Origin of the sequence: Streptomyces sp. SCSIO 75703 (assembly GCF_036607905.1) — a bacterium.
In the GTDB taxonomy this organism is placed as follows: Bacteria; Actinomycetota; Actinomycetes; order Streptomycetales; family Streptomycetaceae; genus Streptomyces.
In genome coordinates this window covers 3,833,306-3,847,759 of record NZ_CP144555.1, presented here as the reverse complement: position 1 = coordinate 3,847,759, position 14,454 = coordinate 3,833,306, and the positions used below count along the sequence as shown (strand labels likewise).

Genomic DNA, 14,454 nt, shown 5'->3' with positions numbered 1-14,454 from the left:
TTTAACGGATTAAGGTCTACACCACGTAAGTGGACTAGACCTCTCGCGGGTCAACGGGTCACACTGTCCCCCGTGAGACATGTCATCGCCCTCGATGTGGGCGGCACCGGGATGAAGGCCGCCCTGGCCGGGCCGGGAGGCGAACTGCTCCACGAGGCCCGTCGCGCCACCGGCCGCGACCGCGGGCCCGAGGCGGTCGTCGCCGGCATCCTGGACTTCGCCGCCGAGCTGCGCGCCCACGGCGCCGACCGCTTCGGCGAACCGGCCCGCGCGGCCGGCGTCGCCGTCCCCGGGATCGTCGACGAGGAGAGCGGCACCGCCGTCTTCGCCGCCAACCTCGGCTGGCACGACGTCCCGCTGCGGGCGCTCCTCGCCGAACGGCTCGGCGGCATCCCCGTCGCCCTCGGCCACGACGTGCGCACGGGCGGTCTCGCCGAGGGGCGGATCGGGGCCGGCCGGGGCGCCGACCGGTTCCTCTTCGTGCCGCTGGGCACCGGCATCGCCGGGGCGATCGGCCTCGACGGCCGGGTCGAGGCGGGCGCGCACGGCTTCGCCGGCGAGATCGGTCACATCGTGGTCCGCCCCGGCGGCGCCCCCTGCCCCTGCGGCCAGCGCGGCTGCCTGGAGCGGTACGCCTCCGCGTCGGCGGTCAGCCAGGCGTGGGCCGAGGCCGGCGGCGGCCCGGACGCGGACGCCGCCGACTGCGCCGCGGCCGTCGTGGCCGGCGACGAGCGCGCCCGGCGCGTCTGGCAGGACGCCGTGGACGCCCTCGCCGACGGACTGGTCACCGCGCTCACCCTGCTGGACCCGCGCGTCCTGATCATCGGTGGCGGTCTCGCGGAGGCGGGGGAAACGTTGTTCACGCCGCTGCGGGACGCCGTCCGGCGCCGCGTCACCTTCCAGCGCCTGCCCGAACTGGTCCCCGCGGCCCTCGGCGACAACGCCGGCTGCCTCGGCGCCGGCCTCATGGCCTGGGACCTGCTCCACGCCACCACCGCACCGCCCGCCACCCACACCCTGACGTCCCCGGAGGTAACCACCTGATGGCCCCCAGCAAGGTTCTCGCCGGCGCCCGGGTGGTGCTCCCCACCGGGACCGTGGAAGACGGCCGCGTGATCGTCGACGGCACGCGGATCGCCGCGACGGCCCCCGCCGACGCGCGGATCCTCGACGCCGGCGGCCACTGGGTGGTCCCCGGCTTCGTCGACCTGCACAACCACGGCGGCGGCGGAGCCTCCTTCGCCGGCGGGCCCGCCGAGGAGATCCTCCGGGGCGTCCACACCCACCGCCTGCACGGCACGACCACCCTGGTCGCCTCCGCCGTCACCAGCGACCTGGACTTCCTCACCCGGCACGCCGGGGTGCTCGCCGAACTGGCCGAGCAGGGCGACATCGCCGGCATCCACTTCGAGGGGCCGTTCATCTCCCCGTGCCGCAAGGGCGCCCACGAGGAGCGGCTGCTGCGCGACCCCGACCCGGCCGAGGTCCGCAAGCTGATCGACGCGGCGCACGGCCACGCCCGGATGATGACCCTCGCCCCGGAACTCCCCGGCGGCCTCGACTCCGTGCGGCTCCTCGCCGAGCACGGCGTCATCGCGGCCGTCGGCCACACCGACGCCACCTACGAGCAGACGCTCCAGGCCATCGACGCCGGCGCCACGGTCGCCACCCACCTGTTCAACGCCATGCCGCCGCTCGGCCACCGCGCCCCGGGCCCCATCACCGCCCTCCTGGAGGACGAGCGGGTCACCGTCGAGCTGATCAACGACGGCACCCACCTGCACCCGGCCTCGCTCCAGCTCGCCTTCCACCACGCGGGGGCCGACCGGGTGGCCTTCATCACCGACGCGATGGACGCGGCCGGCTTCGGCGACGGCCGCTACATGCTCGGCCCGCTGGAGGTCGAGGTCGCCGACGGCGTCGCCCGGCTGGTGGAGGGCGGCACGATCGCCGGCTCCACGCTCACCCTGGACCGCGCCTTCAAACGGGCCGTGACGGTCGACCGGCTGCCGGTCGGCGACGTGGTCGCCGCGATCTCCGCCAACCCCGCGCGGCTGCTCGGCCTCTCCGACCGGGTCGGCTCGCTGGAGCCCGGCAAGGACGCCGACCTGGTGGTGCTGGACGAGGAGTTCGACCTGGTCGGCGTCATGCGCCGGGGCGAATGGGTGGTCGATCCCCAACTGGGCTGATCCGTCCGCGACTCCGCCCCCCGAAGGGCGTAGGGCACACGGCCGCGGGGTGGGCCGCCCGGCGCGCGTTTGGCATGATCGTGTCCGGCGGCCGCACCGGGCGGGCGCCGTGCGTCCGGCGGACGGGGGAGGTCGGCACAGGTGATTCTCACCGTCACGCTGAACACCGCGCTGGACCTCACCTACCGGGTCCCCGACCTGCGCCCGCACGCCTCCCACCGCGTCACCGAGGTCATCGAGCGCCCCGGCGGCAAAGGGCTGAACGTGGCCCGCGTGCTCGCCGCCCTCGGCCACGAGACGACCGTCACCGGCTTCGCGGGCGGCACCACCGGACACCTCGTGCGGCAGGGGCTCGCCGCCGTGCCGGGGCTCGTGGACGCGCTGGTGCCCACCGAGGGCGCCAGCCGCCGCACCATCGCCGTGGTGGACCGGCGCACCGGCGACACCACCCAGCTCAACGAACCCGGACCGGCCGTCGCCCCCGCCGAGTGGGACGCCTTCCAGCGCGCCTACGAGCGGCTGCTCGGCGGCGCGGACGCCGTCGCCCTGTGCGGCAGCCTGCCGCCGGGCCTGCCGGTCGGCGCCTACGCCGGCCTGGTGCGCACCGCCCGCGCGGCCGGGGTGCCGGTGCTGCTCGACACCAGCGGGGAACCGCTGCGCCGGGGCGTCGCCGCCCGCCCCGACCTGATCAAGCCGAACGCCGAGGAGCTGGCCGAGCTGACCGGTGCGCACGAGCCGCTGCGGGCCACCCAGTCCGCCCGGCGGCGCGGTGCCCACGCGGTCGTCGCCTCACTGGGCGCCGAGGGGCTGCTCGCGGTGACCCCGGAGGGCCGCTGGCGGGCCGCCCCGCCCGCCCGGCTGGCCGGCAACCCGACCGGCGCCGGCGACTCCGCCGTCGCGGGGCTGCTGTCCGGCCTGGTGGAACGCCTGCCCTGGCCGGACCGGCTGGCCCGCGCGCTCGCCCTGTCCGCGGCGACGGTCCTCGCCCCCGCGGCCGGCGAGTTCGACCGCGCGGCCTACGAGAACCTGCTCGCCTCCGGCGTCACGGTGACACCGGAGGCGGGGTGAGTCAGGTCACCAGGGCCTTTCGTGTGGATCACGCCGGGCTCGCGGGGTCCGGCCTGATCCGCACGAAAGACCCTAGCCGGGCTTCAGCCAGAACTGGTCCAGGTTGAGGTCGCACTGGTTGCCCTCGTTGCACGCGAGCTCGATCGTGTTCGTGCCCTCGTTCAGGTTCACGTTGGCCCAGGTGCTCTGCCATCCCTTTTCCCAGTCGCCCTCGGGCGAATTGGCGAAGTTCCGCATGTTGAGCGGACGGGAATCGGCCTTGCCGTTGACCACGAGCGTCGCGTTGGCGTCCACACCGGGGATGCCGTAGCGCACGTACAGCCGGTAGGAGCCCTTGTCCTTGATGCCGTCGACGGTCCAGGTGACCTTGGCGCCGACCTGGTTGAAGCCGGCCACGTAGACTCCGCCCTCGGCCTGGGCGCCCTGGGTGTCCGAAGCGGTCGAGAGGCCGGGCGAGAGGCGCAGGGCCTTGGCGTCCGAGGCCGGCAGCTCCGCCTTCTCGTCGTCCTTCTTCCCCTCCTCCGTGGCGGTGGCGGACGGTTCGCCGGTCTCGGGCTGGGCGGGCGCGGTGGCGCCGGCCTCGTTGCCGCCCTTGCCGTCGTCCTTGTCGCCGCTGCTCGCCATGGCGACCGCGATGCCGACGACGACCGCCGCGACCACGGCGACGGCGCCGATCAGCAGGCCCTTGGTGTTGGGGCCCCGGCCGCGGCCCCCGCCGCCCGCCCGGCCCTGCTGCTGCGGGCCCGGGGCGCCGGGCACGGTCTCGGGTGCGGCGTAGTGGGCGTTGGGCTGGCCGTAGACGCCCTGCTGCTGAGGGGCCTGGGCCTGCGGTGCCCCGTACTGCCGTGTGCCGACGGGGCGCACCCGGTTGACGGAGTTCGGGTAGCCGTAGCCACCGGACGGCGGCTGGGCCCCGTTGGCCTGCCCGTCGGCGTAGAGGTAGCCGAACGGGTCGTCGTCCTCGGGCGTGCTCGCGCCGTTGTTGCCGGGCGTCATCCCTAGGTCTCCTAACCAGGTGCGGTGCGGGCGGTGAGAGGCCGAGCCTACCTTCCCCGGTGGCACCATTCGCTCGATCGGGGGTACCCCTCAGGGCCGGTGGGCAGGGGTGAAATCGGGCCGTACCCGCCCACTGTTCTGGGGATCACCCGGCTCGCCGGTGCTGTTTGGGACGAGATCGTTTCTCGACGTACATCCGTTCGTCAGCGGACTTCAGCACTTCGTCCGCCGTCATCCCGCAGTGGGCCCATCCGATGCCGAAACTGGCGCCCACGCGGACGGCCCGCCCCTCGGCCCGGATCGGCTGGATGATCTCGCTGCGCAGGCGTACCGCGAGGTCCTCGGCGTCGGCCTGGCCGAGCCCGTCGGCGAGGATCACGAACTCGTCGCCGCCGAGCCGGGCGACCGTGTCGCCGTCGCGGACCCCGCAGCCGAGCCGCCGGGCGACCTCGATGAGGACGGCGTCGCCCGCGTTGTGCCCGAACCGGTCGTTGATCGACTTGAAGCCGTCGAGGTCGCAGAAGAGGACCGCGAGCCCCTTGGCGCCGTCGTCCCCCTCGGGGGCGACGACGTGCACGTGGTGGTCGTAGGGGGCGTACGGTCCCGGGTCCTCGCGGTAGCCGAGGTCCTGGTCCTCGGCGCGGCGGCCGGGGCGCGTGTAGGCGGCATCGAGCATGTCGGCCACGCTGGCGTGCGGGGAGCCGGGCCGGCGGCACAGGCGGGCGGAGAGGCGGGCGCGCAGTTCGGCGGAGTTGGGCAGCCCGGTCAGCGAGTCGTGGGAGGCGCGGTGGGCGAGCTGGAGCTCGCGGCGCTTGCGCTCCTCTATGTCCTCGACGTGGGTGAGCAGGAAGCGCGGCCCGTCGGCGGCGTCGGCGACGACGCTGTTGCGCAGCGAGACCCAGACGTAGGTGCCGTCGCGGCGGCCGAGGCGCAGCTCGGCCCGGCCGCCCTCGGCGGAGGTGCGCAGCAGGGTGCCGATGTCCTCGGGGTGGACCAGGTCGGAGAAGGCGTAGCGGCGCATCGCGGAGGCGGGGCGGCCGAGCAGCCGGCACAGCGCGTCGTTGGTGCGCAGGATGCGGCCGTGCTGGTCGCCGCCCATCTCGGCGATGGCCATGCCGGAGGGGGCGTACTCGAAGGCCTGCCGGAAGCTCTCCTCGCTCGCGCGAAGGGCCTGCTGGTCGCGTTCGAGGCGGACCAGGGCGCGCTGCATGTTGGAGCGCAGGTGGGCGTTGCTGATGGCGATGGCTGCCTGGAAGGCGTACATCTGGAGCGCCTCGCGGCCCCAGGCGCCGGGGTGGCGGCCGTTGCGCGGGCGGTCCACGGACAGGACGCCGACCAGCTTGCCGCTGGTGCCGCCGCCCTGCGGGCCGGGCGCGTACATGGGGGCGAAGAGCCGGTCCGAGGGGTGCCACTCGTCGGCGAAACGCGGTTCGGGTCCGTCGGTGTACCACTGGGGGACGTCGTCGTCGTCGAGGACCCAGCCCTCGGTGTGCGGGATGAAGACCAGGTCGCCCCAGCGTTCGCCCATCGTCAGGCGGCGGTCCCAGGAGGCGCGGGAGCCGACGCGGCCGGTGATGAGGGCCTCGGCGGCCTGGTCGCCGGCGAAGGCGGCGACGACGAGGTCGCCGTCGGGACGGACGAGGTTGACACACGCCAGCGCGTACCCGAGGGCGTCGACCACGCCGTCGGCGACGGTCTGCAGGGTGTCGGCCAGACTGCGGGCCGTGTTCATCTCCGCCATGACGCGGTGCAGTTGCCGCAGGGACTCAAGACGGACGTAGGGCTCCGACTCGGTCTCCATCCTCGCCCTCCCCCCGAGACCTCGCAGTGAATCAAGGGTTCTCTTCGGCGTATCGTCCTACCAGCTTCCGCCACTGAATCACAGCGCGCTGCCCACTCGGTACACAGGGTCAACAATTACCGCCCCTTGTGACTCAAGTCACAACGAAACCTGAACAATTGGGTGGTGTATCCGTGTTTTCGACGCATCGCGGCCAACCCGTCGGACGACTTGTGGAGAAAGCGGGGCTCCGGCCACGGTCCTAGGACCGGCCTGGTCCCGGGGCCCGATGCGGGGCGCGCGCGGCGCCGATTAGCGTGATGGTGTGCCGAACACTCCCCCTGCCACCGTCGCCGCCTCCTCGTTGCCCTCCCCCGCCTCCGGGCATGCTGGCGGAGTGAGCAACGACGAGTTCCGTGCCGCCATGTCCCGGCTCTCCTCCGGCGTGGTCCTCGTGACCGCCCAGGAGCCGCCGCTGGACCCCGACGACCCCCGGGCGCCGCTCGGCGAGGACGCCGGGATGACGGCCACGGCGTTCATGTCGGTGTCCCTGGAACCGCCGCTGGTCCTGGTGAGCCTGCGCTCGGGCTCCCGCATGGACGACCTGCTCACCGAGCAGCCGCTGTGGGCGGTCTCCGTGCTCTCCGAGAGCCAGCGGCACATCGCCGGCCGCTTCGCCATGCGGGGCCGGATCAGCGACCGGCTGCTCTTCGAGGACATCCCCTACAGCCGGGGCGAGGCGTCCGGGGCACCGCTGGTGGGCGGGGCGCTGGCGACCCTGGAGTGCAGCACCGAGCAGCGCGTCGACGCCGGCGACCACACCCTCGTCATCGGCCGGGTGCTGACCGCGCGGGTGCCCAGCGCGGAGGGCGGCCCGCTGATGTACTTCCGGGGCCGTTACCGGCACCTGGGCTGAGCGGCCGGCGCCCTCACTCCCAGCCCTTCGGGGAACGGCCGCGCTTGGTCTGCGACCGCTGCTTCTTCTCGCGCAGCCGGCGTTCGTTGATACCGCGCGGGACGCGGGTGGGCCGGCGCGGCCGGGGCGGCGGCGCCGTGGCCTCCGCCAACAGCGCGGCCAGGCGCAGGGCGGCGGCCTCCCGGTTGCGCCACTGCGAACGGTGCGCGGCGGAGCGCACGGTGACGACCCCGTCGGTCAGCCGCCCCGCCAGCCGCTCCAGCGCCCGCGCCTTCCACACCTCGGGCAGGGCCTCGGTGCGAGCCAGGTCGAAGCGCAGCTCCACCTGCGTGTCCGTGGTGTTGACGTGCTGACCGCCGGGCCCCGAGGAACGCGAGAAACGCCAGACCAGCTCGGCCTCGGGCAACGAGACGGAACCGCGGACGACGTAGGGACCGGACATGTGTCCATGGTCCCTCGTCACCCGCCCGGCGTCACCCCGATATCCGCGTCGGCCCCGTCACCCCGCCCCGCCGCGCCCCGTGCCGCGGGCCCCGGCGTGCCCGGCGAAGAAGGCCGGAAGAGCCGGAACCTTGCGGACCCCTCACGTCGTTCATGGAGGTGGCTGTAGCTTTCGTGCCGTAAGCAAACGAGGGAAAGGACTCCCACACCATGGCTGTAAGCCTGTCCAAGGGTGGCAACGTCTCGCTCACCAAGGAGGCTCCGGGCCTGTCCGAGGTCACCGTCGGCCTCGGCTGGGACGTCCGCACCACCACCGGCACCGACTTCGACCTCGACGCCTCCGCCATCGCGGTCAACGCGGAGGGCAAGGTCTACTCCGACGCCCACTTCGTCTTCTTCAACAACAAGCAGACGCCGGACAACACCATCGTCCACACCGGTGACAACCGCACCGGCGAGGGCGCCGGCGACGACGAGTCGATCAACGTCAACCTGTCCGCCCTGCCGGCCGACATCGACAAGATCGTCTTCCCGGTCTCCATCTACGACGCCGAGGCCCGTTCGCAGAACTTCGGCCAGGTGCGCAACGCCTACATCCGCGTCGTCAACCAGGCCGGCGGCAGCGAGATCGCCCGCTACGACCTGTCGGAGGACGCCGCGACCGAGACCGCGATGGTCTTCGGCGAGCTGTACCGCAACGGCGCCGAGTGGAAGTTCCGCGCGGTCGGCCAGGGGTACGCCTCGGGTCTGGTCGGCATCGCCCAGGACTTCGGCGTCAACGTCTGACGCCCCGTCCGCCGCGCGGGCTCCCGGCACGTCCGACGGGGGCCCGCGCGGCGCGTCCGGCCCGTGCGGGCGTCCCGGCGGGGCCGCGTCCGGTCCGTACCCGAGTGGCCGCGCGGGCCCGCGCGGCGCGGGGCGCCGGGCTCCGGACCGGGGCCTAGGATCACGGCGTGCGCCCTCGCCCTCCGTTCGTCCTCGCCGCGGCGCTGGCCGCGCTGGCCGCCGGATGCGGCGGCAGCGGCGTCCACGGCACGCCCGGCGGCCCGGGGCTGCGCGACCCGTACTTCCCGAAGGCGGGCAACGGCGGTTACGACGTACGCCATTACGGTCTCGTCCTCGACTACGACCCGGCCCGCCGGCACCTGTCGGGCACCGCGACCGTCACCGCCCGCGCCACCGAGGCGCTCTCCGCGTTCGACCTCGACCTCGACGGCCTCACCGTCGAGGAGGTCACCGTCGACGGCCGCACCGCCCGCTGGAGCCGCGCCGGCCAGGAACTGACCGTCCGTCCGCGCGACGGCCTCCGCCGCGGCGCGACCTTCCGGGTGACCGTCCGTTACTCCGGCGAGCCGGTGACGATCACCGACCACGACGGTTCCGAGGAGGGCTGGCTGCACACCGCCGACGGCGCCGTCGGCCTGGGCGAACCGACCGGCTCGATGGCCTGGTTCCCCGGCAACCACCACCCCTCCGACAAGGCCGCCTACGACCTCACCGTCACCGTGCCGGAGGGCCTGCGGGCCGTCTCCAACGGGGAGTTGACCAGCGAGCGCACGGAGGGCGGCCGGACCACCTCCACCTGGCACAGCGCGGAGCCGATGCCGAGCCACGCGGCCACCGTCGCCATCGGCCGTTTCGACGTCACCCGCACCACCACCCGTGACGGGCTGCCCGTGCTCACCGCCGTCGACCCGGAGCAGGCCGCGGCGGGCAAGGCCGTCCTCGGCCGCGTTCCCGAGATCATGGAGTGGGCGGGCGACCTCTTCGGGCCGTACCCGTTCTCCTCCACCGGCGCGATCGTCGACCGGCCCGGCGACGCCGGGTACGCGCTGGAGACGCAGACCCGGCCCTACTTCGCGGGCGCCCCCGACCTGCGCACCCTCGTGCACGAACTGGCCCACCAGTGGTACGGGAACTCCGTCACGCCGAAGACCTGGGCGGACGTGTGGCTCGCGGAGGGCTTCGCCACCTACGCGGAGTGGCTGTGGGACGAGGACCACGGCGGCGACAGCGCCCAGCACACCTTCGACACCTTCTACGCGACCGGCGAGGGCCTGTGGGCCTTCCCGCCCGCCGAACCGCCGGACGCGGCCCACCTCTTCGAGAGCCCGGTCTACCAGGGCGGCGCCATGGTCCTGCACCGCGTCCGGCGGACCGTCGGCGACGACGCCTTCCGCGCCCTGCTGCGCGGCTGGGCGGCGGCCCACCGCCACGGCAACGCGGACACCGCGGACTTCACGGCGTACGTCGAGAAGTCCGCCCCGGGAACAGACTTCACGCCCCTGTGGAGGGAATGGCTCCACGGCTCGGGCACCCCACCCCGCCCCTGACACCCCGGGCACGCCGGCGAACGGCACGCCCCCGGCCGGCAGGGGTGGCCGGCAGGGCATCGCCCGAGACGCGGCGCCTGCCGGCGGCGGGGTGAGCGGCGGTGACCGGAAAGGGGGCGAGCGGCGACGACCCGCCACGCTCCGCCCGGGCCCCGGTACGACACCGGCCCGCGGCACGGTCGGGCGGAGCGCGGCGGGCACCCGCCCCAGGGCGAGGACACCGGCCCCGGCGCGACAGCACTCGGCACCCGGCGCCCGCAGTACGGGACGGGCCCCCGGCCCCCGCACCGGCCGGCCGACGGCGGTGACCGACCCGGCGGTGGCCGACGGCGGTGACCCACCCGACGGCGGGCACCGCGCGTGGTACGGCACCCCGGCGCGGCGGCGGCCCGGGGCCCGGCACCACCACCGACGGCACCGCACCGGCCCCCTGCACGGCACCGACCCGGGGCCCGACCGGGCACCCGCCCCGGGGCAAGGACACCGGCCCCGGCGCGACCGCGCACCGAGGCGCGGCGGTTCGCAGCACGGCGGAGCCCGGGACACGGCACGGGGCAGCCGCCCCCGCCCGGCACCGGCCGCCGACGCGGCAGCGGCCGACGGCGGGGCCCGCGGCACGCGCCGGGGCGGTGGGCCTCGGCGGGGCACCGGCCCGCGGCCGGGGCGGCACGGCGTGACACCATCTCCCCGTGCTCGACATCGGCTACGCCCTCTCCCACCGCTTCCCGGACCCCCCGCAGACGGACTACCGCCGCGCGGACGTCCACGCGCTGCGGCACGACCTGTTCTGCGGGGACGTGTACCTCGCCGACACCGAGGCGGACCGGGAGATCGCCACGGCCTGGGGATGGGTGCCGGTGCTCGACTTCGCCTGGGCGCTGTGCGACATCGTGGAGCACGTCGACCGGGACCCGGCGGGCTCCCGCGCCGCCCGGCCGCAGCGGGCCGAACTGGACTTCACCGAGTCCACCGACCGCCTGCTCTTCGAGCGCCGCTTCGGCTGGGTCGACATCGACGCCGAGTGGCTGCCGGCCGGCGAACCACCGCTCTCCTTCCCCCACTCCGGCCTGCGCCGGGAGGCCCGGGACTTCCTCCACGACCTGCTCGCCGACCTCACCGACCTGCACGAGGACCTCGCGGAGAACCCGGTCGTCTGGACCCTCCAGGCCCGCTTCCCCCGCCTGCCCTGACGCCCGGCCGCGGCCCGGGGCGCACCGCCCGGCACGCCCCGGCCGCGGCCCGGGGCGCACCGCCCGGCACCCCCGAGGGCGGAGCGCGGCGCACGGGCGGGGGCCACCCGCCGCGCCCGGCACCTCCCCTACGGCAGCACCCGTACCCCCAGTTCCGCCGCCAGCACCGGGGCCAGGTCCAGCAACTGGGTGTGGCTGATCACCGCGCCCGAGAGCCGGTCCACTCCTCGGGCCAGCTCCAGCGGGGCGGCCCCGCGCAGGTCCACGTCGGTCAGGGTCGCCGCGCTCAGGTCGGCCCCCTTCACCGCGCAGTCCGCGAACGCCACCCGCTCCAGCCGGGCGCCCCCGAAGTCCGGCTCGACCAGCACGCAGCCCTCGAAGACCACGTCCTTGAGCCGCGCCCCCCGCAGGTTGAGGAAGTCGATCTTCCCGCCGCGGATCACCACCCGCTCCAGTACGGCCCCGTGCGCCTGGACCCCGCCGAGCCGGGCGTCGGCCAGGACCACGTCGCGCAGGGTCGCCTCGCCGAGGTCGGTGCCCACGCCCCGTACGCCGGTCAGGACCGTGTCGAGCAGCCGGGCCCGCCGCAGGGACGTCTCGTCCAGCACGCACCCGGTCAGGGCGCAGTCCATGAAGCGGGCGCCCGCGCCGTCCTGGCCGGCCAGGTCCGTCCCGTCGAAGTCCAGCCCGTCGTAGTCGCCGTCGCGCTCCAGTGCGCCGTCGCCGTACGGCTCCAGGGCGGGCAGCCGCACCTCGGGGCGCCGCGCCGCCCGGGGAGCCGTGCCGCCGCCCGCCGTTCCCGTTCTCCTCGCCATGGCCCCATGCTGCACCCCACCACCGACAGTCCGGCCCCGGCCCGGACGGGCTTGACCTCAAGCAAGGTCGAGGTCGTTGGCTGACATCCGGACCGCCCGCAACCGGCGCCGTCCGTCCTTCCGCCGACCCGACCCCGGGGGTACTTCCTCATGCGCGCCATCCGTCTGCACGCCTTCGGCCCCGCCGACAACCTCGTCCACGAGGAGGTCGAGGACCCGCGCCCCGGCCCCGGCCAGGTCCGCGTCACCGTGCGCGCGGCCGGCGTCCACCTCCTGGACGCCGCCCTGCGCGAGGGCGTCCCGGGGCCCGCCCCCGAGCCGCCCGCGCTGCCCACCGTGCCCGGCCGCGAGGTCGCCGGCGTCGTCGACGCCCTCGGCGAGGGCGTGGCCGGCACGTGGCTCGGCCGGCGCGTCGTCGCCCACCTCGGCTTCGCCCCGGGCGGGTACGCCGAGCGCGCCGTCGTCGACGCCGCCCGGCTGCACGAGATCCCCGCGAACCTCGACTTCGCCGCGGCCGTCGCCATGATCGGCACGGGCCGCACGGCGATGGGCATCCTCGGCTTCACCGTCCTCGGGCCCGGTGCGGTGGTGGTGATCCCGGCCGCGGCCGGCGGGCTCGGCACCCTGCTCGCGCAGTACGCGAGGAACGCCGGCGCCACCGTGATCGGCCTGGCCGGCGGAGCGGAGAAGACCGCCCGGGTCGCGGCGGCCGGCGCCGGCCTCGCGGTCGACTACACGCGCCCCGGCTGGCCCGCCGAGGTCCGCGCCCACCTCGACCGCCTCGGCACCCGGGCCACCGTCGTCCTGGACGGCGTGGGCGGGGACGTGGCCCGCGAGTGCGTCGCCCTGCTCGGGCCGGGCGGCCGGCACCTCGTCTTCGGCTGGTCGGCGCTGGGCATCCGCGACGGCGGGCCGCACCTCGTCGAGGGCGTCTCCGAGGAGGTGCTGGGCCCGGCGATGCTGCGGCGGGCCGGCGGCCCCGACCCGATCCGCACCCTCGAACTACGCGCCCTCGACGAGGCCGCCGCGGGCCGGCTGGTCCCGGCGGTGACCCGTTTCCCGCTCGCCGAGGCCGCCGCCGCGCACCGCGCGCTGGAGGGCCGGGCCACCATCGGGAAGGTGGTCCTGGAACCGTGAACGGAGCACCGTGAGCGGGGATGCGACACGTCCCGATCCGTGGTGTTCTGGGCCAATGAGTGCGGCCCGCACAGGTGACGCGAACACACCACCCCCCTCCGATCCCCGCCGCTGGTGGGGGCTGGTGGTGATCGCCCTGGCCCAGTTGATGGTCGTCCTGGACGCGACCATCGTGCAGATCGCGCTGCCCTCCGCGCAGCGCGATCTGGGCATGTCCGACGCCAACCGGCAGTGGGTGATCACCGCCTACACCCTGGCCTTCGGCGGGCTGCTGCTGCTCGGCGGCCGGATCGCGGACCTGGTGGGCCGCAAACGGACCTTCGTCGTCGGCCTGATCGGCTTCGCGGGCGCCTCCGCGCTCGGCGGCGCCGCCGCCGGTTCCGGGATGCTCTTCGGCGCCCGCGCCCTCCAGGGCGTCTTCGCCGCCATCCTCGCGCCCTCCGCGCTGTCCCTGCTGGCCACCACCTTCACCGACCCGAGGGAGCGCGGGAAGGCGTTCGGCGTCTACGGCGCGCTGGCCGGCAGCGGCTCCGCCATCGGCTTCGTCGTCGGCGGCGTGCTCACCGAGTACCTCGACTGGCGCTGGTGCCTGTACGTCAACGTGCCCATCGCCGTCATCGCCGTCTTCGGCGCGCTGTCCCTGCTGCACGACAGCCCCGGGCACGCGGGCGCCCGCCTCGACATCCCCGGCGTCGTCCTCGGCTGCGGCGGACTGGTCTCCCTCGTCTACGGCTTCAGCGAGGCCCAGCCGCGCGGCTGGAGCGACCCGCTGGTGCTCGCCCTCTTCGCCGCCGCCGCCGTGCTCCTGGCCGCCTTCGTGTGGTGGCAGACCCGGGCGCCCGTACCCCTGCTGCCGCTGCACGTCATCCGCGAGCGGAACCGGGCGGGCTGCTTCCTGACGATGATGCTGGCCGTCATCGGCATGTTCGGCCTGTTCCTCTTCATGACCTACTACCTCCAGGTCATCCTCGACTACTCGCCGGTGAAGACCGGACTGGCGTTCCTGCCGCTGACCGCCGGGATCATCGTCGGCTCCACCCAGATCTCGGCCCGGCTGCTGCGCCGGGTGGCGCCGCGCGCGCTGATGGTCCCGGGCATGGTGCTGGCCGCCGCCGGGATGGTGGTCCTCACCCGGATCACGGTGCACTCGGAGTACCTCACCGAGGTCATGCCCGCGCTGATCCTGATGGGCCTCGGCATGGGCCTGACCTTCATGCCGGTCTTCTCCACCGCCACCGCCGGGGTCGCCCCGCAGGACTCCGGGGTGACCTCGGCGACGGTCAACACCTCGCAGCAGGTGGGCGGTTCGATCGGTACGGCGCTGCTCAACACCGTGGCCACCACGAGCAGCACCACCTTCATCGCCACGCACCTGAAGAACCCGGCCCAGCGCGCGATGATCGTCAAGGAGGGCATCGTGCACGGCTACACGGTGGCGATCTGGGTGGCCGCGGGCGTGATGCTGCTGGCCGGACTGGTGGCGGGCCTGATGGTGACGGCGAAGGCCCCCCGCCACGGCACCCCGGCCGGCACCCCGGTCCCCGAGCCGGCCTCCTGACCCCGCCCGGGGCCGGGCCACCGCGGCCCGC

Annotated in this window: 13 protein-coding genes; 9 read left to right on the top strand and 4 right to left on the bottom strand. The window is 74.9% G+C overall.

Annotation, left to right across the window (positions count from 1 at the left end; translation table 11 throughout):
- Positions 1–72: 72 nt before the first annotated feature.
- From VM636_RS16910 to VM636_RS16900, 3 genes are all read left to right on the top strand, one after another.
- Complete coding sequence (locus tag VM636_RS16910; RefSeq protein WP_199809355.1) at positions 73–1,044, top strand: ROK family protein; 972 nt, start codon at positions 73–75, stop codon at positions 1,042–1,044.
- Complete coding sequence (nagA, locus tag VM636_RS16905; protein ID WP_338485020.1) at positions 1,044–2,189, top strand: N-acetylglucosamine-6-phosphate deacetylase; 1,146 nt, start codon at positions 1,044–1,046, stop codon at positions 2,187–2,189. Before VM636_RS16910 ends, nagA begins: the two co-directional genes overlap by 1 nt.
- Before the next feature lie 141 nt (positions 2,190–2,330).
- Positions 2,331–3,257, top strand: coding sequence for a 1-phosphofructokinase family hexose kinase (locus VM636_RS16900; protein WP_030419496.1), 927 nt, complete (start codon positions 2,331–2,333; stop codon positions 3,255–3,257).
- 72 nt (positions 3,258–3,329) lie between these two features.
- Here VM636_RS16900 and VM636_RS16895 read toward each other — a convergent pair whose 3' ends face one another.
- Positions 3,330–4,253, bottom strand: coding sequence for a CBM35 domain-containing protein (locus VM636_RS16895; protein WP_030419497.1), 924 nt, complete (start codon positions 4,251–4,253; stop codon positions 3,330–3,332).
- 145 nt (positions 4,254–4,398) lie between these two features.
- A complete protein-coding gene (cdgB, locus tag VM636_RS16890) occupies positions 4,399–6,054 on the bottom strand; it encodes a diguanylate cyclase CdgB (protein WP_030419498.1) in 1,656 nt (551 codons plus the stop codon).
- A 376-nt stretch (positions 6,055–6,430) separates the two neighbouring features.
- On the opposite strand from cdgB, the gene VM636_RS16885 reads away from it, so the two are divergent.
- Positions 6,431–6,949, top strand: coding sequence for a flavin reductase family protein (locus tag VM636_RS16885; RefSeq protein ID WP_030419499.1), 519 nt, complete (start codon positions 6,431–6,433; stop codon positions 6,947–6,949).
- A 13-nt stretch (positions 6,950–6,962) separates the two neighbouring features.
- On the opposite strand, the gene arfB is transcribed toward VM636_RS16885, so the two are convergent.
- A complete protein-coding gene (gene arfB, locus VM636_RS16880; protein WP_030419500.1) occupies positions 6,963–7,391 on the bottom strand; it encodes an alternative ribosome rescue aminoacyl-tRNA hydrolase ArfB in 429 nt (142 codons plus the stop codon).
- A 209-nt stretch (positions 7,392–7,600) separates the two neighbouring features.
- Here arfB and VM636_RS16875 point away from each other — a divergent pair, with 209 nt between their 5' ends.
- The 3 genes from VM636_RS16875 to VM636_RS16865 all read left to right on the top strand — a co-directional run bounded on the left by VM636_RS16875 (position 7,601) and on the right by VM636_RS16865 (position 10,913).
- Entirely contained in the window at positions 7,601–8,176 is a 576-nt protein-coding gene (locus VM636_RS16875) for a TerD family protein (protein WP_030419501.1), read from the top strand.
- A 167-nt stretch (positions 8,177–8,343) separates the two neighbouring features.
- On the top strand, positions 8,344–9,723 hold the full coding sequence (locus tag VM636_RS16870; RefSeq protein WP_053914032.1) for a M1 family metallopeptidase: 1,380 nt from the start codon (positions 8,344–8,346) through the stop codon (positions 9,721–9,723).
- 689 nt (positions 9,724–10,412) lie between these two features.
- Complete coding sequence (locus VM636_RS16865; protein WP_030419503.1) at positions 10,413–10,913, top strand: hypothetical protein; 501 nt, start codon at positions 10,413–10,415, stop codon at positions 10,911–10,913.
- A 128-nt stretch (positions 10,914–11,041) separates the two neighbouring features.
- Here VM636_RS16865 and VM636_RS16860 read toward each other — a convergent pair whose 3' ends face one another.
- Complete coding sequence (locus VM636_RS16860; RefSeq protein WP_051821249.1) at positions 11,042–11,728, bottom strand: pentapeptide repeat-containing protein; 687 nt, start codon at positions 11,726–11,728, stop codon at positions 11,042–11,044.
- Between the two features lie 150 nt (positions 11,729–11,878).
- On the opposite strand from VM636_RS16860, the gene VM636_RS16855 reads away from it, so the two are divergent.
- Together VM636_RS16855 and VM636_RS16850 are read left to right on the top strand one after the other, a co-directional pair.
- A complete protein-coding gene (locus VM636_RS16855) occupies positions 11,879–12,865 on the top strand; it encodes a zinc-binding dehydrogenase (RefSeq protein WP_030419505.1) in 987 nt (328 codons plus the stop codon).
- A gap of 55 nt (positions 12,866–12,920) precedes the next feature.
- Positions 12,921–14,423 carry an MFS transporter gene (locus tag VM636_RS16850; RefSeq protein ID WP_030419506.1) on the top strand — a complete coding sequence of 501 codons (1,503 nt, stop codon included), beginning with the start codon at positions 12,921–12,923 and terminating at the stop codon, positions 14,421–14,423.
- Positions 14,424–14,454: the final 31 nt, after the last annotated feature.